Origin of the sequence: Bacillus mesophilus, from assembly GCF_011008845.1 — a bacterium.
Lineage (GTDB): Bacteria > Bacillota > Bacilli > Bacillales > SA4 > Bacillus_BS > Bacillus_BS mesophilus.
Map to the genome: position 1 here is coordinate 75,266 of NZ_JAAIWM010000008.1, position 23,262 is coordinate 98,527.

Below are 23,262 nucleotides of genomic sequence, written 5' to 3' on the forward strand. Positions count from 1 at the left end.
CCATTTACATATTTTTCTCTCTTCCCACACATTCTAATTTCACAGGCAGATAAGGGGGATAAAACAATGAAAAAGACGATTATTTCTTTTCTTGTCATGTTATTCCTAGTTACGTTACCAATCGGTACGTCAACCAATCATAAAGTAGAGGCTATATGGTTTCAATCACCACAGCTTGAGGTTCATTTTATAAATGTTGGTCAAGGTGATGGGGTGTTGGTGATCATGCCAAACGGAAAGAAAATGTTGGTTGATGGTGGACCAAGAGAGAGTGGTATTAGGATAGTCGATTATCTTAAAAAACATAGTATTGATGAGCTTGATTTAGTCGTTTCAACTCATCCAGACGCTGATCATATAGGCGGATTAATACATGTTCTTCAAAATATTAAAGTAAAACAGGTGCTTGATAGCGGAAAACTTCATACAACAGAAACGTACCGAGAATATTTGCAAATTGTTAGAAGAAATCAAATACCCATGGAGATTGCTAAAATTGGTCAATCTGTCGAGCTTGATCAGAGAGTGGATGTTACGATCTTAAACAGTCATAATGCTGATGAAGAAAACAATGAAGCGTCAATCGTCATGAAGATCACCTTAGGTAAGGTTGATTACTTATTAGCAGCAGATGCAGAAGGGGATTCTGAGAAAGAAATGCTTGCTAGGCAGGACTTAGAAGCTGAGATCATGAAAGTGGCACACCATGGCTCAGTAACTTCAACATCTGAAGAATTCTTAAACAAAGTAGATCCTAAAATCGCCATTTTATCATTTGGAGCAGAAAATCCTTATGGACATCCTCATAAGGAAGTAGTACAACGCTTAAAGGAACACGATATTAAGATATATTCAACAAGTGAGTATGAATCTCTAGTGGTTAAAACAAATGGAAGATCTTATAAAATTTATTCGAAAATCGACGAAGTTGGACAGCTAAAGGCAGCACATCCAAAGCAATATGTTGGCAACTTAGCAATCGTTGAATTAGATCTAAAAAAGGAAAAAATCATGATTAAGAACAATCGAGATCATGATGTACTGATGATGGGATGGAAAATTATAAGTGAGGTTGGAAATCAAGTTTTTCAATTCCCACCAGACTATGTATTAAAAGCTGGTGACACAGTAACTGTCTATTCTACTGATAAAAAATTGCCTCATCATAGTGATGTTCTTTGGTGGTTAGAGGAAACAAATATTTGGAATGATGTTGGGGATCGTGCTCTACTTTTCACACCAAATGGTGGTCTCGCTGATTATGAAGGCAAAAAAAGCAGTTAGAAAATGGAGGTCCTTCTTCAAACTGAAGTAGACCTCCATAACTTAGAACATCTCTGGCAATTAAGCCCATGCAGCTCCAACAATAATTAACAAGATAAACAATACAACGATTAACACAAAGCTGTTTCCAGCACCGTAACCTGCTACAGGAGCACTATAACCATATCCGCAACCGTACATTAATCATTCACCTCCAGTCAGTTCTACTACAACTTATGTAAGTAAGGTGAAAGCTGACAGGGCAAAAACCTAGTGGAAATACATATTTAATAAATCGTGACAGTAGCCCAATCGCCTCTGGTCCTTCTACATAGGATAAGGAGAATCACTGAATTGGAGGTGACGTAAATGAGTGGTGTAGGTGGATACGGTGCAGGCTTTGCACTAATCGTTGTCCTATTTATCCTATTAATCGTTGTAGGTGCTGGTGGTTATGTTGGCGGTGCTGGTTACGGTGGTTACGGATACTAATAGATGTTAAATAAAAAGAGAAATCCTTATACAAGGGATTTCTCTTTTTAGGTTTAGATTTATCTTGCTTGTCTGTTTCTTAGTTATTTAACAAAACTTAGTGCTTTTTTTGGTCAAATAATCTGCTTCACCCAAGGTCTCGTTTCTAATGATTTATATGATTCTGACCAGTAAATTCATTAAATAATTCAGCTATATAACCCGCTTCATCTTCTTTAAAATAGAAGATCATTTCATCCTCTATATCTTCTTCATCGTGTTTCATAATAGTATGACGATATAGGACGCCATCTCCGGTTTCTATATCTCTACCTAAACGTAAATGGATACTATACTGATCTCGTTCTTCATCTTCAATATGAAGATGTTTATCATTAGAAATCCACTCAATCGTTTCCTTCAACTCATCTAGATCGTCGCCTACAAACTCACTAGACTGAAACTCCTGGTCATCAGAGATTTCTTCATATAGATGGTTTCCTAATTCATCTAAATCTTCTTCAAGCAACTCATCCTCATCAATATCACCTATGTACTCATGAAAGGTTGCATGAACATAGCCTAATATCTCATCTGCGTCCCTAAACAGGACCTTTGACTGGATATCAAGTTCTTCATGATAATAGAACGAGAAAAATTCTTGATTAGTTGGATCAAAGCTAATGATACAAAAGTCTTCTACATCATCAACAGTTTGTATAGAGAAGATGTATTCAGGATTGTAGGTAGTCGTATTGGTATCGAAAAGTATTTCGAACTCATCAAACGACTCACATAGGTCAGGTAAACTAATTCGAACTGCATTCTCCATGCGATGGAACCATTCTAAACTCATGAAAAACCCTCCTTATAATTTTAATCTTTATCATTATTCCCATCTTGGTCATAAGAAATAATAAAAAAGTAAAATAAAACTAGAGTAATGTTTTTTAATATTTTAAAATTTATGAAAATGTTATAATTTAAGTTAATACATAGTTGGAAAAGGGAGACGATATGAGCATGAAAAATTTAAAAGACGAGCTGTTAAAGGATTATGATATGTCTTTAAATTATAATGGAGTCAATGGTGAAAGACTGGCAGAAAGACTAGATCAGATTTCACGAATAGGATTAACCACTGATTTTGGTTCAAGTCGTCTTGGGTTATCTGATGGAGAGAAGCAAGCAAAAGCTCTTGTGAAGAACTGGATGTTGGAAGCTGGACTTGAGGTTGTTGAAGATGGTGCTGGAAACGTTTTTGGCAAATTAGCAGGTACACTGGATTATCAAACAATAATGTCTGGCTCGCATGTTGACAGTGTACCTAATGGTGGTCATTTTGATGGTCCTCTCGGTGTGTTGTCTGCGCTAGAAGTTGTAGAAGCTTGGAAGGATACTAATGTTAAACCAAGTAAAAGCTTTGAAGTGGCAATTTTCACAGATGAAGAAGGTGCCAGATTTAATGGAGGTTTTACAGGTAGTGGAGCTGTAACGGGTCAATTAGACTATGATTCGCAATTTAAAAGGACAGATGGCGATGGGAAAACATTTGAACAAGTTCTAGAAGAGTATGGAAGCAACGCTGTTCATTTCAAACAAGCTAAGCGTGACTTCTCTGATGTGGAATTATTTGTAGAGGTTCATATTGAACAAGGAAAACGTCTCGAGAAAGCAAATCTTCCAGTTGGGATTGTATCTGGTATAGCGGGGCCTTCCTGGATGGAGTTAAATTTTTATGGTGAGGCTGGTCATGCCGGGAATACCCCAATGGACGATCGTAAGGATGCTTTGGTGGCTGCTAGTGAATTTATTTATAAAGTTGAAGCTCTTCCGGGAAAAGTTAGCCCAACTGCTGTTGCAACAGTGGGTAAGCTGCAAGTAAAGCCAAATGGAGTAAATGTAATTCCTGGGCAAGTAACTTTATACGTAGACATTCGTGATATTCATGAAGAAACTCGTGATCAGCTCATTCAATTAGTCTCTGATACTGCAAATGAAATTGCAATTAAGCATAAACTTAAAGTGACAATCGATGAAATGCTTAGAATTAAACCCGTACCAATCAAAAAAGAATTACATCTAAAGTTAGAGGAAACCTTTAAAACTAATAATGTTGAACCCCTGTATGTACCAAGCGGTGCTGGTCATGATGCGATGATAGTAGGAAACCTAGTTCCTGCTGCAATGATATTTGTTCGAAGCAAGAATGGAATTAGTCATAACCCTAAAGAATGGTCTTCTTTAAATGATTGTGTTAGGGGTGTTCATGTACTAAAGGGATTTGTAGAGAGTTTAATGGAAAAGTAGTGGTGAAGGCTCTATCTAAAAGATAGAGCTTTTTTTATGCAGGAAAAAGCTTTATTTTTTGTCTATGCCTAAAATTCAAGAGTGCCTATGAAGGAGTACCGTTAAAGTTAAGTATTGTCATGTCTCCAAGGGAACTGGATAGTCACCCAGCATTTAGGGAATAAGAATACTATTCAAACCAAATGTGGGGATTTGTGCGATGCGGAAATTTATAAAACCAAAGGCAATCAATCAAGGTAAAGAAGAACCAGAAAGAGAACAAGAACAAAAGGATATACCAGTAAACGATCAGCTTAGTCAAAATATAGAAGTACTTAAACAGAAATTCGATAAATGCTCAGATGTTGTCTTTCGTCCTTTGAAGGTTGGAAATAACAATGGATATATCATTTTTATAGACGGATTAATTGATAAGGTTAGCATTGAACTACATGCTATACATCAATTACTTTCGGAAGTTACATTGGATTCTCTTACAGCAGAGTATTTAGAACAAAATATAATGTCCGTTAATCAGGTTGTTGAATCCGAAGAGTTAGGAAATTTAGTTGATCATATTTTAATGGGAAAAACAGTATTGTTGGTAGATCAACTTAATAAGGCCTTAGTACTAGATGCTAAAGGCGGTGTAAGAAGAACGGTTTCGGAGCCAGAAACGGAAGCTTCTGTAAGAGGTCCCCGTGAAGGTTTTACTGAGAATCTAGGTGTAAACACTGCTCTTGTAAGACAGAAGCTACACTCATCAAATTTAAAATTAGTTTCTAGAGAAATTGGGACTCAAACTAAAACATCAGTGATTATGATGTACATGGAAAATTTAGCTCCCCCCGAATTAATAGAAGAAGTATTAAGTCGATTAGACAGAATCGAAATTGATGGAGTTTTAGAAAGCGGGTATATTGAAGAACTGATTGAGGATAGTCCGTGGAGTTTTTTTCAGCAAATTCAAAATACAGAACGTCCAGATACGGTAGTTGCTAATCTATTAGAGGGACGAGTCTCCATTCTAGTAAACGGAACACCATTTGCACTCATCCTACCAGCTACCTTCTGGCAGTTCATCCAAGCTAGTGAAGATTATTATCAACGCTATCATATTTCGATATTTTTAAGACTTTTACGGGTTATACTGTTGTTTTTAGCACTATTATTACCAGCGTTCTATATCGCTGTTACAACCTATCATCAAGAGATGATTCCAACTAATTTACTTTTTAGTATTGCATCGAGCAGGGAGGCCATTCCATTTCCCGCTTTTGTGGAGGCGATGATTATGGAAATTGCCTTTGAAGCTCTTCGTGAGGCGGGGATCAGACTTCCGAAGGTAATCGGCCAAGCTGTCAGTATTTTAGGTGCATTAGTAATTGGGCAAGCGGCTGTAGAAGCAGGAATTGTGTCTGCTCCAATGGTTATTGTTGTATCGTTAACAGGGATCGCTTCCTTTACCATTCCAAGATTTAATATGGCAATCTCGATTCGTTTATTACGATTTCCAATGATGATTTTGGCAGGCTTGTTTGGTTTATTTGGAATCGTCATAGGTTCAATTATCTTATTGACGCATCTATGTAACTTGAGATCATTCGGTGTTCCGTTTTTTAGTCCACTTGGTCCTTTAAAATGGAGTGAGTTAAAGGATGTTTTTGTAAGAGTACCATGGTGGGATATGGAAAATCGACCTGGAGATTTTACAAAGGAAAATGTAACAAGAGAGGGAAACAATCTAAAACCTTCTCCAGATTCTAACTAGAATCATACAGAACGGAGTGAGGAAAATGTGTAAGATATTTATGCTTTTTCTTTGTGTATTAGTATTGAGTGGTTGTTGGGACCGAAGTGAAGTAAATGATGTTGCATTTGTCATTGCTACTGGTTTTGACAAGGTTGAGGAAAATAAATTCCAAGTATCTGTTCAGGTCCCATTACCAGGTGCTATGGGTGATGGTGCAAGTGGAGGAGGGGGTGGTACTAGTGGTGGCCCTTATTACGTTGATTCCGGTATAGGACGTAATGTACGAGAAAGTAATGATGATCTTCAGAAAAGAATGTCTAGAGAATTATATTTTGGACATCGCCGAGTACTTGTGTTTGGCGAGAAGATGGCAAGAGGTGGGTTTCAAAAATCATTAGAAGTTGTGTTAGAGCAACCACAATCTCGTCTTTCTTCATATGTTCTGCTAACCGATGGTGAAGCATTGAAGATATTAAATGGAACACCACATTTAGAACAATTGCCAGCTGAAGCTATTAGAGAAATGGCCAAAAGTATGAATGCTATTACAGTAAAAGATGTATTAAACGATCTCGAAAGACATGGTAAAGATCCTGTAATCCCGAAGGTAGATGTAGTAGAAACACAAAATGGAGATTCAAAGGATAAGAAAGATGAGTTTAAACTAAATGGTTTTGGTATTTTAAAACATGATCATTTGAAGTTTTTCACCAACAAACAAGAAACTTCAGGGGCAATGTGGCTGTTAGAAAAATTTCCTGGTAGTAACTATACCTTTTCACTTGGTGAAAAGGACGAAATAAATGTTTATATTAATAATCAACGGACGCAAATAAACAGTAAAGTTATAGATGGAATGCCGACTTTCACTATTAATATAAAAGTAAATGCTCACACTGTTCAAAACGAGCCCAAATTAGATTTGGAAAAACAAGAAGAATATAAGCTTGCAACAGGTAAGATGGAGGAGCAAATAAAAGCAGAAGTAACGGAGATTTTAGAACACTCCACTTCAGAAGGAATTGATATGGCCGGATTAGGGTGGCACTTATTTCGTCATGAAATTTTCCTTTGGGAAGAAAAATGGAAGGATAATTGGGAGAAATTACTTCCAGATTTAAAGATTGATGTTAAGGTTAATGCTGAAATTGAGAGAACCATAAATTCAGGAATAAATATAAAGGAATGATCTATCGATGATTGGAATGCTTGGAATCACGATCTCTTTACTCATTTTCTTAATAAGTCAGCATAAAAGCTTACAAAAGGAAAAGGGTGATAAAATTAAAGTATACCTACTATCAGCTTTAACAATATCTTCATCTCTTTTTTTTATACTTCCTTATTCACCAAGTATCATGACCGATCATATCAATAGATTTTTCAGGACAATAACCGAAATGGTGGTATTAGGATGAAAAAAGAAGTTATATCTCCATTTCAATTAGCGATATTAATAGCGAATTTACTACTAACCGCAACGTTAACAACACTACCGCAAATACTTACTCAAGTTGCAGAACGTAATGCATGGGTAGCTCCATTAGTAGTCTTTCCTATCATAATAGGTATGTTATGGTTAGGAATAGGAAAGGGACATGATGTTCGTAAAGTAATGGAAGAAGATCAATCTTTTTTACCAAAAAGTTTTTATATAGTTCTTTTTCTGTTTTTAGTAATGCTTTATATAAAAGACTTGAGAGCTTTTGTGGATTTTATTTCAGCAACATTGCTTCCTACTACACCTATAGAGGTTATCACGATCATGCTATCCTTAACACTTTTGTATATCACATTTTCGGGACTAGAGGTAATTGCAAGAATTACCGTGATACAATTTGTTGTGTTTGCAAGCATTGTGCTGTCTTCACCTTTACTCTTATTAAATGAAATTGATTTAACAAATTTTGCTCCACTTGTTGGACCTGGAATTGCTAAAAATATAAGTGGTTCATCTTTCTTCTTGTTTCCGTGGATGGGGGAGGTAGTCTTAATCTTTTTATTACTATCCAATCTCTCGACGAACAAGAAGGTTCTTAAAACAACGATGGTCGGTACTTTTCTTGGATTTTTCCTTCTATTGCTTTTAATAATCATGGATATTGCTGTGTTAGGTAGTGATATCGTATCGATGACAACGTATCCTAATTTTATCATGATTCAAGAAATCAATTTAACTGATTTTTTAGATCGTCTTGACCTCGTTATTGTTACAGTATGGATGCCTTGTTTAATTGCAAAGATTGCATTAACTTCATATTGTATTCATCAATTATTATTTAAATTGAATATAGCTAAAACAAATGCCCCATTTGTACCTATTATTTTATTATTAGGTGTTTTATCCATTATTTTATTTGGAAGTAATACCGATCACTTAAAGTTTTCTTATTATACATGGACAATCATTGGTGCCTTCCTTGAATTTACTATCTTTGGTCTATACTTCGCTATTAGAAAGAAGAGAAAAAAACAAATTAAGCAAGAACAGTCTATGTAAAAAGGCCGACAGAAATCATTACTGTGGGCCTTTAAGTGTATTCAAATATATGATATTTTGCCTTTAATTCTTAACTCTTTACCACTAACTGAACTACCTTCTCTCCAATTGAACGAATCAACTCAGGAGGCATCGGGAAATTTAGAGCTGCTGGGTCACTAGAAACAGCTGCAACGGTTTTCTCAAAATCCTCATGTGAGATATTGTAGCTACTAAAGTCGCTTGGTAGCCCCACCTTGTATTGGAGTGTCTTTATTTTCTCAACAATCTTTGCTAATAAAGCTTCAGAATCATCGTTGGCATCTCCAACTGATAAGGCTTGTGCAAGCTCTTTGACCTTTGGAAGATAGAGCATTGGAATGCTTTCAATCACAACAGGTAAAAAGACTGCATTTGCTAAGCCATGCGGAATTCTGAATAGAGCTCCGTAAGCATGTGCTAGATTATGAACAGGAATAGCATTTAGTGCAAAACTAAAAGCTGTAATACCCATTAAACTTGCTTGAAGCATTTCCATTCTAGCTTCTATATTTTTACCACACTCAACGGCAGTTGTTAAATGTTTGTCAATCACTCGGATTGCATGTAGAGCATATGCATCGGTTAAGGCAGTTGCTGTAGGGGAAGCCAACGCCTCGATTGCGTGAGTTAAAGCATCGAATCCTGTAAAAGCTGTGATAGAAGGCGGCAATGTAACAGTAAGGTCCGGATCTAAGACGGCAATATCAGAAGACAAAAAAGGATTAATAATATTTGTTTTTATTTTCAATGCTTCGTTAAAAATAACAGCAATTGGTGAAACCTCAGATCCAGTTCCAGCTGTTGTAGGAACGGAAATATGAGGAATCGGTATATAAGTTGCCTGAGGAAAAGATTCATATAAGAATCCACCTGGAATAGCTTCTCTTATATCTGTTAAGTTTTTATGGAGTGCATATTTGACACCTTTTACAGTATCTAGTACACTTCCACCACCAACGGCTAGCAGGGCATCTCCACCAACTTCTCTTACATAACGTGCTGCTTCATTTACCTTTAACCCTTCCGCATCTTGGGGAATATCTAAGAAGGTACCAACAAGCTCTGGTCCAACACCGTGTGAAGTTAAATGAAAGATTTGTGAAACCTTTTCTACAATACCCGCATTCTCTAATCCGCGGTCACTAAATAATACGACTCTTTTTGCTCCTAAGCCTCTAAATAAATCAGGTAACATTGCCCTTGTGTTGCTACCAGCATAAATGGCTGTTCGTAAATTAAATTGAGAGAGTGTTGAAGTTAACATGAAATCACCTCATGAATTTTATTTTATAATTTACTGTTTATTCAGATTGAGAGAATAATAATTGATACCAGCTTCTTCTTTCAAGCTGTGGAACCATAGATGTATGAACATGCTTAAGCTGTGTATAAGCATCTAATGAATACTTACCCATTTCACGACCGATTCCACTTTGTTTATATCCTCCAAACGGAGCATCGTTACGAAGCATATGCCAATCATTGATCCATACAACCCCAGCTCTAAGTTTTCTTGTTACTTCATAAGCCTTATTAACATCTCTCGTCCATACCCCAGCCGCTAATCCAAAAATGGTATCATTCGCTAATTGAATCGCTTCTTCTACTGATGAATAACGAATAACAGAAAGAACTGGGCCAAAGATCTCTTCCTGTGCAATTTTCATATCATTTGTTACGTTTGTAAAGATAGTCGGCTCGATGAAGTAGCCTCCTTCACAGCCTGGTACCGTAACTTCATTACCACCACATACTAGGGTGGCACCTTCTTGCTTTCCGGCCTCAATGTACGATAGAATCGTATCTCTTTGTTGCTTTGAAATGACTGGGCCCATATCAGTTTCTGGTGAAAGAGGGTGTCCTAACTTTACTTTCTTTGACCAAGCCACTAATCTCTCTACCACTTCATCATATATACCGTCTGGGACAAATAGTCTTGTACCAGATTCACAAAGTTGACCAGAGTGTAAGAATACCCCGAAAAGACTACCAGGAATAGCTATGTCTAAATCAGCATCCTCCAGTAAAATATTTGGAGACTTTCCACCTAACTCAAGTGTTGTATTTTTAATCGTCTCTGCAGCTAGCCCCATTATTCTTCTTCCGACCTCAGTCGAACCAGTAAAGGCGACCTTATCCACATCCGGATGACTTGCTAGATATTCTCCCACTTCCTTACCAGATCCAGGTACGACATTAATAACCCCTGGTGGAACAACCGCAGAAATAATTTCAGCTAGCTTCAGAGTAGTTAGAGGTGTATAGCTTGCTGGCTTAAGTACTATAGTGTTTCCTGTCGCTAATGCAGGTGCAATCTTCCAGCAGGCAATTAGCATTGGCATATTCCATGGAGTTATTGCAGCACAAACTCCAATGGGCTCTCTCCAAACAAAATTATGAGATGGACCTGGAAACGGAGGAACGGGAAGTGTTTCTGAAAAAGGGTATTCGACGACAAACTTAGCCATTTGTTGAAATAAATCTGCCATTTGAAGGATGTCATTAGATGAGATGCGACGTAAAGTTCCACCGGAGCTCATTACCTCTAAATAAACAAGTTCTTCAGCATGAGCAACAATTTGATAAGAGATATTATTAAGTACTTGTGCACGCTCCTTTGGCTTCATTTCACGCCAAGAATCATTATTGAAGGCGGCCCTTGCCGCCTGAACAGCTTGGTCAACATCTGACCTTGTTCCTTTAGAAACCTTTGCAAATACTTCCCCAGTTGCAGGGCTCACAACATCAAAAGTTTCCCCGCTCGATGCTGCTGTCCACTGCCCATTAATGAATAATGGAAATGTTTTTAATTCAACATTCGTTGTCATATTTTCTCCTCCTTAAAGTTACACCTATATAAGGTTGATTAACCAAATATACTATTTGAAAATTAAGAACGAACACAGTAAAATGGTAATGTAAGTGCTTACATAAATCATAAGGAAACAATCAATCTTTTCATATCGCTGAAAATGTAGGGGAGGGTTTTGTCGAATGTTACAAAAGGAAGCTCATCAATACCTAGAAACACTAAGAGTTTTTAAAGATCCTGTCCAAAAAATTGAAGGGATCTTGGAAGGCTGTACAAGATTTTTTCCTTTTAAAAGAGCTTCAATCTTTACATACTCACCGTTAAATCATTCTGGTGAAGGGATTCTCCAAATTGATAACGGTTGTTTTCATCCCATGAATACAATCAAAGAAGATGTAAGAACGATACCACCTCTGTACTTCTCCATAATGAATAAGAAACCAATATTCTTGAATATTGACCCAACCGGTAAGAATTTTCCGCTAAAATACATAACTCGTTTTCAGCTAACCTCTATGTTAATTATTCCTGTTTGTTTTAATCATGCTGTAATTGGATCTGTATTCTTAGATCATTTTAAAGAAAATGAGAATTTTGATTCATATGATTCGGTTTCTCTGTATCATTATTTTAAACTTGCAGCTGGAATAGTTTCTTTACAATCCCAACAGCAAACCCTTTTAAGCAAACGTGAGCTAGAAGTATTACAAAGACTTTCCTATGGGTATAGCATGAAGGAGATGGCAGACGACATGGGAATAAGCGAGTTTACTGTAAGGGATTATTTAACTGCTGTGAACCGCAAGCTTGGTACGAAGCATCGTGCAGAAGCAGTTGGGGTTGCGCTAAGGGCCGGAATTATTACATAAGTTTCTTAATTTACTATTGTTATAGAAACTAAGCAAATAAATGTGATTACAATTATGTTCATGTTAGACTTGGGTACAATATGCATAATACAAGTTAATATACGGAGGAAGCTACAAATGACCTTGAAAATAAGAGTCTACTCAGATTATGTTTGACCGTTCTGTTTGATAGCGGAGGTTCCGCTTCTAGAGGCAATCAAAGGAAAAGATGTTGAAGTAGAGTGGATGCCATACGAATTAAGACCATTTCCGGCAGAAACATTAAAACCAGAAGGCGAATATCTGCAAAGCGCATGGGAAAATAGCGTTTACCCAATGGCAGATCATTATGGTATAAAAATGGTGCTACCAAAGGTATCCCCACAACCATATACACACCTAGCATTTGAAGGGTATCAATTTGCTAAAGAGCAAGGAAAGGCAAATGACTACAATCATAGAATGTTTATTGCCTTTTTCCAAGATGAGCTTGATATAGGTGATATTGACGTACTGACTAAGCTAGCAGGAGAAGTTGGGTTAAATCAAAATGAATACCGGAAAGCTTTAGAGACTAGAAAATATAAAGAAACCCATCAGAAAGCATTGAAACACGCTTATCATGAGGCGGATATCCAAGCAGTACCGACTTTTATCATCGGTGAGACGATAGTTCAAGGAGCCCGTCCAAAAGAAACATTAGAAAAAATCATTTCTAATGAATTAATGAAGCAGCCCATTGTCCATTTAAACCTAAACGGAACTGTTTGCGGACCTGATTGTTGTGATTAAAACATCAACCTCTTCTAACGGAAGGGGTTTTTGTTATTTATATAAATTAAATACAATAAAAAATTGATAAATTCCCAGTATAACCTCCTAATAGGTAATCTTTCCCGAGGTAAAGTATGTTGTGTACCTTGAATTGAGTAAATCTTGAACTAATTGTTTAAAGCTCTATGGAAATTGTATGCAACTCTAAATTAATTGCGTGAAAAAGGACCTGAATTGCGTGACAATATGAAATGATTGCGTAAATCACTATAAACTCGAGTTGAAAGCTGAAACCATCAAAAAAACTACGTTTATAAATTCAATAAGAATTGATTTAGTATTAAATCAAATACATATAGATGATAGAATATACTAAACATACACACGTAAAGGGTGAGGGGATATGAGTCAACCAGTTGCCGTTGTCACTGGCTCTTCAAGTGGATTTGGACTATTAACTTGCTTAACATTTGCACGTGCAGGCTACAGGGTTATAGCTACAATGAGAAATATTGAAAAGAGTGAACATTTATTAAGAATTGCTAAACAAGATGGTGTGGATTCATTGATACATGTTGAGGAATTAGATGTAACGTCAGACAGTTCAATAGAAAAGTTCCAAATGTTAATGCAGCAAACAGAAAGAATCGATGTACTCGTAAATAATGCAGGTTATGCGGGGGCAGGCTTTGTAGAAGAAATACCAGTAGAAGAGTATCGAAAGCAATTTGAAACAAATGTATTTGGGGTGATCTCTGTCACCCAATCCATTCTACCAATGATGCGTAAACAAGGGAGTGGTAAAATAATTAATGTTAGCAGTATTAGTGGCAGAATTGGATTTCCAGGTTTATCTCCTTACATAGCATCCAAACATGCCCTTGAAGGCTGGAGTGAATCATTAAGATTAGAAATGAAACCATTTGGAATTGACGTTGTTCTTATTGAACCAGGTTCATATCAAACCAATATTTGGTCGACAGGAAAAAGTGTCACAGAGAAATCACTTCTTCCTAACTCACCATATTATGGAACAATGAAGAAAATTGAGGATCATTTAAACAAGGAACAGTCTACATATGGAAATCCTCAGGATGTCGCAAGCTTAATTCTTAATGTGGTCAAACAAAAAGATCCCCCTTTACGTATTCCAATTGGAAAAGGAGTTAAAATGACCATTGCTTTAAAGCAAATTCTCCCCTGGCATTATTGGGAAAGAATGTTTTTAAAAAAGCTTAAATAGGTTATGTTATAAAGAATAAGGTAGTTCACTTGTTATTTTTTAGTAAAATCGGGTAGAGTAAAAAGGTGAACTAAATATATGAAGGAGTGTTTGTTTATGGCTAAGACGTTTGATGCATTGCCAGAAACGTTAATTGAAACTTTAAAAAAGGAAGTAATCGTCTCACTTATTACGGTTAATTCTGACCATAATCCTGAAGTAAGTGCAGTGTCTTGGGTACTTCCAAGTAATGATGGAAAAAAAGTAGGGATTGCTGTTGGGCATAAAGGTTCAAGTATGGCTAACATACAGAAAAATCCAAATGTAACACTAGGATTTTTCGCTGATGAAAGTTATTACTCTATACAAGGATCAGCTTCTGTTTCAGAAATCATTGAAAAGACGATGAAATATCGCGTTATAACAGTTGATGTAAAAGAAGTTGAGGATGTTATATTTTATGGTGGTAAGGTCACTCAACAGCCTACATATGAGAAAACATACGAGGCAGAGCTTGCTGAGAAGTTGGATAGTGAGGTTCATGAACTTCTAGTAGAATACTTAAAGTAAAAAGAAGGTGGACTCCCACCTTCTTTTTAATGCTTGTAAAGATCAAGCCGGATCTTAGAGTCTTGAACTTTTTCTTCAAATTCTTCGTCCTGGGCAGACTCATGGTTTATCGCTGAATTTACGTATTCTTCATTGGTTACATATAATACTTCATTCGTTAAATGCCCTTCATCTCTACTCATTACAAACCCTCCTTTAAAATATAATAGGAACCTCCTCTATAATTTCTACCTAATGGATATTTTTAAACCTATAAGAACATTCATTCACTACGATCAAACACTTATAACTTAAATAAAAAGCAATTATTATTTCATACACCGATACAAGTATTCAACATGATTACTTGATATAATATAGAATATATTTTGAAGTAATAAAAACGAGGTGTAGTAATGGAGATTAAATTTTCAAAGAAAATGGATAGCTTTCCAACTAGTATTTTTAATGAGCTTTCCTCCTATAAAAAGAGAAAAATAAATGAAGGATATGACATCATTGATCTTAGTGTAGGGAGTCCAGATTTACCTCCACCCCCTTTTGTGATGGAAGAACTTTCAAATTACGCAAAACAACCTGCATACTATGGATATACTCTAACCGGAACATCTGAGTTTAATAATGCTGTATGTACTTATTATCAACACAAGTATGATGTGTCTATTGCAGCAGAAAATGAAGCCTTAATGGTTATGGGCTCACAGGATGGACTTGTTCATCTACCAATGGTTCTTACCAATCCGGGTGATCTGATCCTTGTACCAGACCCAGGATATACAGCGTATGCAGCAGGAATTTCTTTGGCTGAAGCCATACCTTATCCCATGCCGCTACAGTCAGAAAATAACTTTTTACCTAACTTAACTCTCATTCCAGAAGAGGTATGTGAGAAAGCAAAGTTAATGATTTTAAACTTTCCAGGAAATCCTGTTCCAGCAATGGCAACATCTGAATTTTTTGAAGAGGTAGTGCAGTTTGCAAAGAAATACAACATTATTGTTTTGCACGATTTTGCCTATTGTGAGTTGTATTATGATAAAAAACCAATTAGTTTTCTATCTGTTGATGGAGCTAAGGAAGTAGGAATTGAGTTTAATTCTTTATCAAAGAGCTTTAATATGGCTGGCTGTAGAATTGGATATGTAGTAGGTAACTCCGAGGTGATTTCAGGTCTTGACAGACTTAAGTCTAACCTAGACTATGGGGTTTTCTTACCTATTCAGAAGGCAGCTATACGAGCATTAAAGGATGAATCTATTTTTACAGACAGTCTAAGGAGAATTTATAGGGAGAGAAGAGATTCATTAGTAACAGGACTAAGAGAACTGGGCTGGAATGTTAGTTCCCCATTAGCATCGATGTTTTTATGGGCAGAGGTACCCAAACAATTTACTTCAAAAGAGTTTGCTTATAAATTGCTAGATGATGCAGGGGTAGTGGTTACACCCGGAATCGCTTTTGGCAATGAGGGTGAAGGGTATGTCAGGATTGCGATTGTACAGGATGAAGCGGTCTTACAAAGAGCAGTTAAAAAAATAAAAGACAGTGGCATTGTATTAGAAAGTGCCTTAGAGGAGGAGAGTGTATGAAAGTAGTAGAAGAAAAAATTCTCAATTACTTTAATTTTTTACATGAGCATCCTGAACTTAGTTTTGAAGAGGTAAATACAACTAAGTATATCGAGTCCATTCTAATAGAACAAGGATGCAGAGTGACAACATTCAAAAACTGTACCGGTGTTATTGGTGATATAGGAGAAGGTAAGCCAGTTGTTGCTGTTCGTGCTGATATGGATGCTCTATGGCAGGAGGTGGATGGAGAGTATAAAGCCAATCACTCATGTGGTCATGACGCCCATATGGCTATGGTCTTAGGAATTATTGAGGAAGTGAAGAGTCTGCCATCCTTACCAAAAGGGACGATTCGGTTTATTTTTCAACCAGCAGAAGAAAAAGGGAAAGGTGCTCTTCAATTATTTGAAGAGGGCGTTATTGATGACGTTGATTATTTGTTTGGTGTTCACTTAAGACCCATTCAGGAATTACCAAATGGAAAAGCAACACCTGCTATTATACATGGAGCTGCTAGATTTATAGAGGGTAAGATCATTGCAGAAGACCTTCATGGAGCAAGACCTCATTTGGGTGCCAACGCAATCGAAGTGGGTGCAGCGCTAGTGGGGCTAACTAATGGAATTCATTTAGATCCAATGGTCCCTTATTCTGTAAAGATGACGGCCTTTCATGCTGGTGGGAAAAGTTTAAATATTATCCCTGGACGAGCTACTTTTGGACTTGATTTACGAGCACAATCTAATGAAACAATGGATCAATTAGTCGCCACTATTAAAGACCGTATTAAAGCCCTTGAAGCCTATTATAATGTGGAAATACCTATGGAGTTTACGTCACACATAGCAGCAGCTATGGTCAATGAGGAAGCTCAGGAGATCATGAAGCAGGCTATTAAAGAAATCGTAGGTGAAGAAAACGTGGAGCCTCCTTTGGTAACTACAGGTGGAGACGATTTTCATTTCTATACAATTAAGCGACCACACTTAAAGGCGACTATGCTTGGATTAGGCTGTGACCTTCAGCCTGGACTTCACCATCCAAAGATGGTCTTTAACCAAAAAGCTTTACCAGTAGGGACTGCTATTTTAACTAAAGCTCTTCTTTTAGCAATGGAAAAGGAGAAGGATGGAGAACGTGCTTCATATTAAAACATTAACAACTCTTCAAGAGGTTAAGAGTGTTCAAGCAGTCGAGGAACAAGTGTGGAATAGTCCTTCCATACCTGAACATCAAATATATACTGCCATTCAAAATGGTGGGATTCTACTAGGAGCATACTTAGATAATAATTTAATCGGTTTTTTATATAGCTTTCCTGGTTATAAGGAAGGTTCAATCTATTTATGCTCACATATGCTTGGAATCTTGCCGGGATATCGTAAAAGCGGGATAGGACATCAATTGAAGGAAAAACAGAGGGAACTAGCCTTGCAAAAAGGATATTCCTTGATCACATGGACGTTTGATCCGTTAGAAAGTGTAAATGCCTACTTAAATATACACAAGCTAAAAGGAATTACTGGTTCATATTTGGAGAACCACTATGGTAATCTTAATGACTCGTTAAATCAGGGAATGCCGACTGATCGGTTTTTAGTAGAGTGGTGGATTAACAGCAAGCATGTTAACGATGAGAACACCAACTCTCTCTCGATAAATGAATATAAAGCCTTAATTGCTATAGAACAAGATAAGCTTGGCTTTCCGTATATAGTTGACACATACAACCAAGAACTATCTCAAAATCATTACTTAGTACCGGTACCAGAAAACTTTCAACAGATCAAAAAGGATAGGCCAGAACTAGCCATGGAATGGAGATTAGAAACAAGAACACAATTTCAGAAATTATTATCTAAGGGATATGTTGCAGCTGATATTAGAAGAGAGTCAAAGAATGGTGTAAGCTACTATGTGTTTTCTTTAAAAAATAGTCTGAGCATTTAGCATATATAAAAGTAAAGGAGCAAGGTGACCTATGAATCCAATATCAATCAAAAAGGTCGTTCTTCATAAATTAGTTATGAGACTTAACGACCCCTTCTCTACAAGCTTTGGTACATTTCAGGATAAAGAGTTTTTTGTTGTTGAAATGATTGATGAGAATGGAGTCCAAGGGTTTGGTGAATCCGTTGCATTTACCAGCCCATGGTATAGTGAAGAAACGGTTAAAACTAATGAACACATAATGAGTGATTTTTTAATTCCTCTACTTCTTTCGGCGCCTATTCATCATCCAGATGAGGTCTCTTCAAGATTCAGTACCATTCGTAGTAATAACATGGCTAAATCCGCATTAGAAGGTGCTGTCTGGGATTTATATGCTAAAAGAAGCAATATTCCTCTAGCAAAAGCCTTAGGAGGAGAAAAACAACAGATTGATGTAGGAATAAGCATAGGAATTCAACCAACTGTGACAGAGCTCCTTCGAGTAATCGATCAGAATGTAACAGAAGGTTATAAGCGAATCAAGATAAAGATTAAGCCAGGCTGGGATGTTGACATATTAAAAGAAGTGAGAAAGCAATTTCCGAGTACTGCTTTAATGGCTGATGCTAACTCTGCTTATACGTTAAAGGACATTGAACATTTAAAGAAGCTCGATGATTTAAATTTGACCATGATTGAACAACCTCTAGCTCATGATGATATTATTGATCACGCGAAGTTACAATCTGTGTTAGAGACACCGGTTTGTTTAGACGAGAGTATACATTCTTTTGATGATGTAAGACATGCTGTGGAGCTAGGAAGTTGTAAAATTATCAATGTTAAAATTGGTAGGGTTGGTGGGTTGAGCGAATCCAAACGAATTCATGATTACTGTAAGGAGCAAAACATTCCGGTTTGGTGTGGAGGAATGTTAGAAGCGGGTATCGGAAGAGCGCATAATATTGCGTTAACAACGTTAAGTCAATTCAACCTCCCAGGCGACACAGCAGCATCAAGTCGTTACTGGTCAAAGGACATTATTGACCCAGAGGTGTTGGTCAATAATGGAGTTATTCAGGTGCCTTCAAGTCCGGGAATTGGGTATGAGGTTAATTGGACTAATCTTGAATCTTACCGTGTAGATAAAAAAGTATTTGTCAAATAAACAAAAGAGTGAAAAAATCAAAGAGATTTTTTCACTCTTTTTGGTTTGTCTGGTTGGCTTTGTTCTTTAAAATAACATAATAGAAGATCGTTAAACTTTGCAATCCGACGTAAATTGGGACCGAAAAAGCTAGTCTGTATCCTTGTTTGTAATGAAATATTCCGAATTTAGTACCTACATATTCTAAGATAATAGCGAAAAATGTCCAAACTATAATATAAAAGATGGTTTTATAGCCTCTAATTTTAAAGTGCTCATAAAAATATATTAAAAAATAGCCAAAGGGACCATACATGACATATGTGAGAATATCAAACACCTCATACTTAGAGTTATCATTCACATCATAAAAGTCAAAAGGCGGGATACTAATCGAGTGGTCTGAAAGTAGTCCTATATAAAATCCTAATAATAGAAGAGTAATAGAAGTGCCAAGTGAAAATTTTTTAGGTAAGAGAAATATAAGAGTGTACATTACGACAGATACAATAATAATAAACCATTCATTTTCATTAAATTGATTATCATAAATGATCATATTTAGTCTTCCTTAATTCAAAATGACGTATCAACTTTGCAAATAGAAAGGTTAAGATGATAAATAATATAATCTCAACTAGCGTATACCAATTGTTCCACTGTTTATATGAATAAACCTCAAGTCTTTCTCCAAGAATTTCAACCGCAAATATAAAAATGCCTGCAGATAATATGGTTAGTACTTTATGAATGTTTTTCTTATAAAGATAAAATAGGTTAATCATGATTAGAAGCGCCAATGGGTAGAGAAGAGTTCTATAAAGGAAATAAGCCACGAAAAAATCAGACTGTTCACTTCTCTCAATCCACTTTAAGTTGAAACCGACAATCGTAAATGTATTTTTTATGAGGATGGATGTGGTTAAAAAAAGAAATGAATTTTCTGTGAATGAAAATGGTTTAGGCAAAAAAATTAATATCATCGTTAGAAGCCAAGCTAGCATGATAAATATAGTTAGTACCATGTAAAAACTGTCACCTTTTTCTGAGGTATAAGATTCTGAATATAGAAGAAGTGTTTGTAAATTAAATTGTTCTAAATACTTACTATTTATACAAGTTTGTAAAAAGTATCATACATTTACTAAAATAAATAAAATTCACCCAATTTTTTACAAGCAAGAACTGAAGTTATAAAAAGTTTACTTATTGAACCGTATAATAATAGAATCCTATTAGTTCGATTAGGAACGAGTGCTCATATATAGGTTTCTTCCTAAATAAAGGATTGAAGATTACATCGATTGACTATTCAAATAATATGTTAAAAATAGCTAAGGAAAAGTATAAGGATGAACGTTCATCCAAATGGACGCTCAACAGTTGGGTTTTAAAGATGTATTTTTGAGCTAGTTGTTGTGAGTTTAATAGTCCGGACCCTAATAAATTGAGTGAAATCGTACGCGTATTAAGTGAAAAGGGATTTTGTATGGAAAGTAAAAAAGATCATTAAAAAGACTAAGCAACATTAGCAAGCAGCTAATTATTGCTTAGTCAAAATCTTAATTAACAGCAATTACCGGTATTCCCCATTAACGAAAGTCCTTGCTTATCTCCACTTAAATCTAAAACTAGATCATCCGTATTAGGTTTTATCTTAGGCTCTATTGCCACTAAAACCTCATTTATGGTTAGAACTTCATCTTCTGCTTTTGGCTCATCCAGAGCCAATCCAATTTGGGGTGCTCCTCAGCCAAATCCTGCAAAATAAATTCGAACCGTTTTTGAGTTTTGTTTCAAGAAATCTCTTGCTTCGTTTGTAACAATCATTATTATTCATTCCCTTCACGTTCTAAAAACTAGTTGATGTTATTATCATAGTTCACATTCCTATAGTATCAGATGTTTATACTAAAATTCCATTTAATTGTTTTTAATGTGATCAAAGTTTATATCATATATTCTGCTTTGTACTAGTTATGTGGCATTTTTTATAATTCCATTTAAAAGGAGGGCGCAATAATGGTTACGAAACTTAATTGTAATAACTTAAAGTCTTTAGTCACATAAAAAAAACAATTTATATTTTTATACACAAACCTGTATAAATATGTTTAAAAATGGATAAATATAAAATAAGTAGAAAAGGAGGTTTGTGATGGAAGCTAATATGAGTTTGGATGAAGTGAAAATGGGTATCCAGAGGTTAACGGCATTAGAAGAGAACTTAAGCAAAAAGAAGGTTAAGCTGCTACACCCTCAATTAATGAGAAATGCACTGCACTATTTTCCGAATTGGGAAAGTGCAATTAAACAGAGTATCTCATAGTGTTTCTACTTAAAAAAAATGATCACAATACTTCTCAGTAGTGAAAAATAAAATCATCTGCCATTAAACAGGTCAGTAAAAGGACAGAAATCATTCTAAGATTTCTGTCCTTCTTAACGTAGTCCTATTTTATAGAGAATTCCTACTATTTTTTTGGAAAATAACCCCTTTTTCTATATTTACATTTTCTTGCTTTTAAATTATTATCATTATTGATAATGATAAATGGAGGAAACGAATGAGTGAATCAAAAGCAGATCTTTTACTACACCCCATTAGGATGAGGATTCTCCAGTCGTTAATTAATGAATCCCTAAGTGCCCAGCAAATGAGGGAGAAATTGCCGGAAGTCCCACAAGCAACCTTTTATCGTCACCTCAAGAAACTCTATGAGTCAGGAACTATATTTGTAACGGATGAACAGCCAATACGTGGAACGATAGAAAAGGTCTACTCTCTTTCTCCAAATAATTCTCAGATCAATAATGGAGACCTTTCCGAATATACGAAGGATCAACACTTGGAGCTTTTTATGAAATATATGGCCAATTTGCTTTCAGAGTATGAACAATATGTATCACAGGGTTCATTTGATTTTGAAAAAGATGGCGTTTCATTAAGGCAAGCAACGATCTTTTTATCTGACGAAGAGTTTAAGGATTTTCTGCAAGAGGTTAGTCAAGCCTATGCAAAGGTGATAAAAAACCAACCTTCACCTAATAGAAAGAAAAGAACCTTTGCCAATATAATTATTCCAGGAATAAACCAATAAGGGGAGAGATCTAGAATGAAAGAAATAGAGGTTACTATAGCTTCTGTTGTTACATTACGAGGAACTATGGCTATACCAGATGGAGAAAATCAGAAACTGCCTGCAGTCATCATCATACCAGGCTCAGGTAAACTAGACCGGAATGGTAAAGTAAATAAGAAGATGGATCTCCAAGTGTATCGACAACTAGCCCATTTTATATCCAAGTTAGGTTTTATTACACTTCGGTATGACAAACGAGGTGTGGGAGAAAGTGAAGGGGATTTTTTTGAAACTGGAATGTGGGATTTAGTCAATGACGCTAAAGAGGGTATTAATTTTTTAAAGAAGTGCCCAGAAGTGGATGCTGAAAAGATTATTGTGCTAGGTCATAGCGAAGGTGCAATGATTGCTACAGCAATTGCTGTAAGGGAGCCTATTGGGGGACTAATCTTATTATCTGGAGCAGTTGAAAGGTTAGAAGAAGCCTTAATGCGACAACGTGAGCTTGTGACAAAGGATATACTAGCCGCAAAAGGATTTCTTGGCTGGTTGTTAAGATTGCTAGGAACTCATAAAAAAGTTGAAAAGCAGGCTCAAAAGTTCTTGGGTAAACTGATGGATTCAAAGGAAGATGTAATAAAGGTTCAGTTTCAAAAGATTAATGCTAAATGGTTCCGAGAGCACTTTGCTTATAATGTTCGTGAAGACCTTGGAAAGATAGATACACGTACTCTAGCTATTACTGGTGAGCGAGATATACAAGCTAACCCAGACGTCATTAGTAGGCTATCAAACTATGTAAAAGGCGAATCGGACTACTATGTTATTCCAAATATGGGTCACTCATTAAAGATGCAAGAAGCAACTTCTACTATGTTTACAGTGAAGAAGGACCTTATTAAGGAATCAGGACAACCGTTACATCCAGAATTGGAAATAACGCTCCAGAAATGGCTTGAAAAGTATTATCTAGAGGGTTAGAATTTATTAGTTAGAAAAATGTAAA

General features: G+C 36.1%; 24 protein-coding genes and 1 pseudogene. 17 read left to right on the forward strand and 8 right to left on the reverse strand.

From position 1 onward, the window contains the following. Positions 1–66 precede the first annotated feature (66 nt). The gene (locus G4D63_RS18235) at positions 67–1,284 is read left to right on the forward strand and encodes an MBL fold metallo-hydrolase (RefSeq protein ID WP_163181365.1); all 1,218 of its coding nucleotides are present in this window, start codon (positions 67–69) and stop codon (positions 1,282–1,284) included. Between the two features lie 60 nt (positions 1,285–1,344). Here the strand turns inward: G4D63_RS18235 and G4D63_RS18240 are convergent. Further along, positions 1,345–1,449: pseudogene (locus G4D63_RS18240) on the reverse strand (YjcZ family sporulation protein); the annotation flags it as partial. A 183-nt stretch (positions 1,450–1,632) separates the two neighbouring features. Here G4D63_RS18240 and G4D63_RS18245 point away from each other — a divergent pair. Next, the gene (locus tag G4D63_RS18245; RefSeq protein ID WP_163181369.1) at positions 1,633–1,755 is read left to right on the forward strand and encodes a YjcZ family sporulation protein; all 123 of its coding nucleotides are present in this window, start codon (positions 1,633–1,635) and stop codon (positions 1,753–1,755) included. Positions 1,756–1,900: 145 nt separating this feature from the next. On the opposite strand, the gene G4D63_RS18250 is transcribed toward G4D63_RS18245, so the two are convergent. Continuing rightward, positions 1,901–2,590, reverse strand: coding sequence for a hypothetical protein (locus tag G4D63_RS18250; protein WP_163181371.1), 690 nt, complete (start codon positions 2,588–2,590; stop codon positions 1,901–1,903). Positions 2,591–2,757: 167 nt separating this feature from the next. On the opposite strand from G4D63_RS18250, the gene G4D63_RS18255 reads away from it, so the two are divergent. The 4 genes from G4D63_RS18255 (at position 2,758) to G4D63_RS18270 (ending at position 8,276) form a co-directional block, all read left to right on the forward strand. Further along, positions 2,758–4,044 carry a Zn-dependent hydrolase gene (locus G4D63_RS18255; protein ID WP_420837830.1) on the forward strand — a complete coding sequence of 429 codons (1,287 nt, stop codon included), beginning with the start codon at positions 2,758–2,760 and terminating at the stop codon, positions 4,042–4,044. A 199-nt stretch (positions 4,045–4,243) separates the two neighbouring features. After that, on the forward strand, positions 4,244–5,794 hold the full coding sequence (locus G4D63_RS18260; RefSeq protein ID WP_163181375.1) for a spore germination protein: 1,551 nt from the start codon (positions 4,244–4,246) through the stop codon (positions 5,792–5,794). A gap of 25 nt (positions 5,795–5,819) precedes the next feature. Next, entirely contained in the window at positions 5,820–6,965 is a 1,146-nt protein-coding gene (locus G4D63_RS18265; protein ID WP_163181377.1) for a Ger(x)C family spore germination protein, read from the forward strand. 225 nt (positions 6,966–7,190) lie between these two features. Beyond that, positions 7,191–8,276, forward strand: coding sequence for a GerAB/ArcD/ProY family transporter (locus tag G4D63_RS18270; protein WP_163181379.1), 1,086 nt, complete (start codon positions 7,191–7,193; stop codon positions 8,274–8,276). 70 nt (positions 8,277–8,346) lie between these two features. Here G4D63_RS18270 and G4D63_RS18275 read toward each other — a convergent pair whose 3' ends face one another. Together G4D63_RS18275 and G4D63_RS18280 are read right to left on the reverse strand one after the other, a co-directional pair. Continuing rightward, a complete protein-coding gene (locus tag G4D63_RS18275; RefSeq protein ID WP_163181381.1) occupies positions 8,347–9,561 on the reverse strand; it encodes an iron-containing alcohol dehydrogenase in 1,215 nt (404 codons plus the stop codon). A 37-nt stretch (positions 9,562–9,598) separates the two neighbouring features. Further along, positions 9,599–11,125, reverse strand: coding sequence for an aldehyde dehydrogenase family protein (locus G4D63_RS18280; RefSeq protein ID WP_163181383.1), 1,527 nt, complete (start codon positions 11,123–11,125; stop codon positions 9,599–9,601). A gap of 166 nt (positions 11,126–11,291) precedes the next feature. On the opposite strand from G4D63_RS18280, the gene G4D63_RS18285 reads away from it, so the two are divergent. The 4 genes from G4D63_RS18285 (at position 11,292) to G4D63_RS18300 (ending at position 14,523) form a co-directional block, all read left to right on the forward strand. Further along, positions 11,292–11,978, forward strand: a complete 687-nt coding sequence (locus G4D63_RS18285; protein ID WP_163181385.1) for a helix-turn-helix domain-containing protein — start codon at positions 11,292–11,294, stop codon at positions 11,976–11,978. A 117-nt stretch (positions 11,979–12,095) separates the two neighbouring features. Continuing rightward, entirely contained in the window at positions 12,096–12,749 is a 654-nt protein-coding gene (locus G4D63_RS18290) for a DsbA family oxidoreductase (RefSeq protein WP_163181387.1), read from the forward strand. 385 nt (positions 12,750–13,134) lie between these two features. Next, positions 13,135–13,974, forward strand: a complete 840-nt coding sequence (locus tag G4D63_RS18295; protein WP_163181389.1) for an oxidoreductase — start codon at positions 13,135–13,137, stop codon at positions 13,972–13,974. A gap of 96 nt (positions 13,975–14,070) precedes the next feature. Next, positions 14,071–14,523: a pyridoxamine 5'-phosphate oxidase family protein gene (locus tag G4D63_RS18300; RefSeq protein ID WP_163181391.1), complete on the forward strand. Its 453-nt coding sequence runs from the start codon at positions 14,071–14,073 to the stop codon at positions 14,521–14,523. A 26-nt stretch (positions 14,524–14,549) separates the two neighbouring features. On the opposite strand, the gene G4D63_RS18305 is transcribed toward G4D63_RS18300, so the two are convergent. After that, positions 14,550–14,705 carry a hypothetical protein gene (locus G4D63_RS18305; protein ID WP_163181393.1) on the reverse strand — a complete coding sequence of 52 codons (156 nt, stop codon included), beginning with the start codon at positions 14,703–14,705 and terminating at the stop codon, positions 14,550–14,552. A 213-nt stretch (positions 14,706–14,918) separates the two neighbouring features. Here G4D63_RS18305 and G4D63_RS18310 point away from each other — a divergent pair, with 213 nt between their 5' ends. Genes G4D63_RS18310 through menC form a run of 4 tightly spaced genes read left to right on the forward strand, consistent with a single transcriptional unit; the run spans position 14,919 to position 19,194 of the window. After that, entirely contained in the window at positions 14,919–16,112 is a 1,194-nt protein-coding gene (locus G4D63_RS18310; RefSeq protein WP_163181395.1) for an LL-diaminopimelate aminotransferase, read from the forward strand. Next, positions 16,109–17,245: a M20 peptidase aminoacylase family protein gene (locus G4D63_RS18315; protein WP_163181397.1), complete on the forward strand. Its 1,137-nt coding sequence runs from the start codon at positions 16,109–16,111 to the stop codon at positions 17,243–17,245. Before G4D63_RS18310 ends, G4D63_RS18315 begins: the two co-directional genes overlap by 4 nt. Further along, complete coding sequence (locus G4D63_RS18320; protein ID WP_338083667.1) at positions 17,232–18,044, forward strand: GNAT family N-acetyltransferase; 813 nt, start codon at positions 17,232–17,234, stop codon at positions 18,042–18,044. Before G4D63_RS18315 ends, G4D63_RS18320 begins: the two co-directional genes overlap by 14 nt. A gap of 31 nt (positions 18,045–18,075) precedes the next feature. Further along, on the forward strand, positions 18,076–19,194 hold the full coding sequence (gene menC / locus G4D63_RS18325) for an o-succinylbenzoate synthase (RefSeq protein WP_204559189.1): 1,119 nt from the start codon (positions 18,076–18,078) through the stop codon (positions 19,192–19,194). Between the two features lie 31 nt (positions 19,195–19,225). On the opposite strand, the gene G4D63_RS18330 is transcribed toward menC, so the two are convergent. The 3 genes from G4D63_RS18330 to G4D63_RS18340 form a co-directional block, all read right to left on the reverse strand. Next, positions 19,226–19,732 carry a hypothetical protein gene (locus tag G4D63_RS18330; protein ID WP_163181401.1) on the reverse strand — a complete coding sequence of 169 codons (507 nt, stop codon included), beginning with the start codon at positions 19,730–19,732 and terminating at the stop codon, positions 19,226–19,228. Further along, positions 19,719–20,198, reverse strand: a complete 480-nt coding sequence (locus G4D63_RS18335) for a hypothetical protein (protein ID WP_163181403.1) — start codon at positions 20,196–20,198, stop codon at positions 19,719–19,721. The genes G4D63_RS18330 and G4D63_RS18335 overlap by 14 nt, the downstream gene beginning before the upstream one ends. A gap of 541 nt (positions 20,199–20,739) precedes the next feature. Then, complete coding sequence (locus G4D63_RS18340; RefSeq protein ID WP_163181227.1) at positions 20,740–20,904, reverse strand: hypothetical protein; 165 nt, start codon at positions 20,902–20,904, stop codon at positions 20,740–20,742. Positions 20,905–21,331: 427 nt separating this feature from the next. Here G4D63_RS18340 and G4D63_RS18345 point away from each other — a divergent pair, with 427 nt between their 5' ends. From G4D63_RS18345 to G4D63_RS18355, 3 genes are all read left to right on the forward strand, one after another. Then, positions 21,332–21,502 carry a hypothetical protein gene (locus G4D63_RS18345; RefSeq protein ID WP_163181405.1) on the forward strand — a complete coding sequence of 57 codons (171 nt, stop codon included), beginning with the start codon at positions 21,332–21,334 and terminating at the stop codon, positions 21,500–21,502. A gap of 238 nt (positions 21,503–21,740) precedes the next feature. Then, positions 21,741–22,274: a helix-turn-helix domain-containing protein gene (locus G4D63_RS18350; RefSeq protein ID WP_163181407.1), complete on the forward strand. Its 534-nt coding sequence runs from the start codon at positions 21,741–21,743 to the stop codon at positions 22,272–22,274. A gap of 15 nt (positions 22,275–22,289) precedes the next feature. Then, positions 22,290–23,237 (forward strand): alpha/beta hydrolase, encoded by a 948-nt coding sequence (locus G4D63_RS18355; RefSeq protein ID WP_163181409.1) that lies wholly within the window; start codon positions 22,290–22,292, stop codon positions 23,235–23,237. Positions 23,238–23,262 lie beyond the last annotated feature (25 nt).

What these genes read in the sequence shown, in the direction of transcription:
- G4D63_RS18235 (WP_163181365.1), top strand. Translation starts at nt 67, where the DNA reads ATGAAAAAGACGATTATTTCTTTTCTTGTCATGTTATTCCTAGTTACG.
- G4D63_RS18245 (WP_163181369.1), top strand. Translation starts at nt 1,633, where the DNA reads ATGAGTGGTGTAGGTGGATACGGTGCAGGCTTTGCACTAATCGTTGTC.
- G4D63_RS18250 (WP_163181371.1), bottom strand. Translation starts at nt 2,590, where the DNA reads ATGAGTTTAGAATGGTTCCATCGCATGGAGAATGCAGTTCGAATTAGT.
- G4D63_RS18255 (WP_420837830.1), top strand. Translation starts at nt 2,758, where the DNA reads ATGAAAAATTTAAAAGACGAGCTGTTAAAGGATTATGATATGTCTTTA.
- G4D63_RS18260 (WP_163181375.1), top strand. Translation starts at nt 4,244, where the DNA reads ATGCGGAAATTTATAAAACCAAAGGCAATCAATCAAGGTAAAGAAGAA.
- G4D63_RS18265 (WP_163181377.1), top strand. Translation starts at nt 5,820, where the DNA reads ATGTGTAAGATATTTATGCTTTTTCTTTGTGTATTAGTATTGAGTGGT.
- G4D63_RS18270 (WP_163181379.1), top strand. Translation starts at nt 7,191, where the DNA reads ATGAAAAAAGAAGTTATATCTCCATTTCAATTAGCGATATTAATAGCG.
- G4D63_RS18275 (WP_163181381.1), bottom strand. Translation starts at nt 9,561, where the DNA reads ATGTTAACTTCAACACTCTCTCAATTTAATTTACGAACAGCCATTTAT.
- G4D63_RS18280 (WP_163181383.1), bottom strand. Translation starts at nt 11,125, where the DNA reads ATGACAACGAATGTTGAATTAAAAACATTTCCATTATTCATTAATGGG.
- G4D63_RS18285 (WP_163181385.1), top strand. Translation starts at nt 11,292, where the DNA reads ATGTTACAAAAGGAAGCTCATCAATACCTAGAAACACTAAGAGTTTTT.
- G4D63_RS18295 (WP_163181389.1), top strand. Translation starts at nt 13,135, where the DNA reads ATGAGTCAACCAGTTGCCGTTGTCACTGGCTCTTCAAGTGGATTTGGA.
- G4D63_RS18300 (WP_163181391.1), top strand. Translation starts at nt 14,071, where the DNA reads ATGGCTAAGACGTTTGATGCATTGCCAGAAACGTTAATTGAAACTTTA.
- G4D63_RS18305 (WP_163181393.1), bottom strand. Translation starts at nt 14,705, where the DNA reads ATGAGTAGAGATGAAGGGCATTTAACGAATGAAGTATTATATGTAACC.
- G4D63_RS18310 (WP_163181395.1), top strand. Translation starts at nt 14,919, where the DNA reads ATGGAGATTAAATTTTCAAAGAAAATGGATAGCTTTCCAACTAGTATT.
- G4D63_RS18315 (WP_163181397.1), top strand. Translation starts at nt 16,109, where the DNA reads ATGAAAGTAGTAGAAGAAAAAATTCTCAATTACTTTAATTTTTTACAT.
- menC (WP_204559189.1), top strand. Translation starts at nt 18,076, where the DNA reads ATGAATCCAATATCAATCAAAAAGGTCGTTCTTCATAAATTAGTTATG.
- G4D63_RS18330 (WP_163181401.1), bottom strand. Translation starts at nt 19,732, where the DNA reads ATGATCATTTATGATAATCAATTTAATGAAAATGAATGGTTTATTATT.
- G4D63_RS18335 (WP_163181403.1), bottom strand. Translation starts at nt 20,198, where the DNA reads ATGGTACTAACTATATTTATCATGCTAGCTTGGCTTCTAACGATGATA.
- G4D63_RS18345 (WP_163181405.1), top strand. Translation starts at nt 21,332, where the DNA reads ATGGAAGCTAATATGAGTTTGGATGAAGTGAAAATGGGTATCCAGAGG.
- G4D63_RS18350 (WP_163181407.1), top strand. Translation starts at nt 21,741, where the DNA reads ATGAGTGAATCAAAAGCAGATCTTTTACTACACCCCATTAGGATGAGG.
- G4D63_RS18355 (WP_163181409.1), top strand. Translation starts at nt 22,290, where the DNA reads ATGAAAGAAATAGAGGTTACTATAGCTTCTGTTGTTACATTACGAGGA.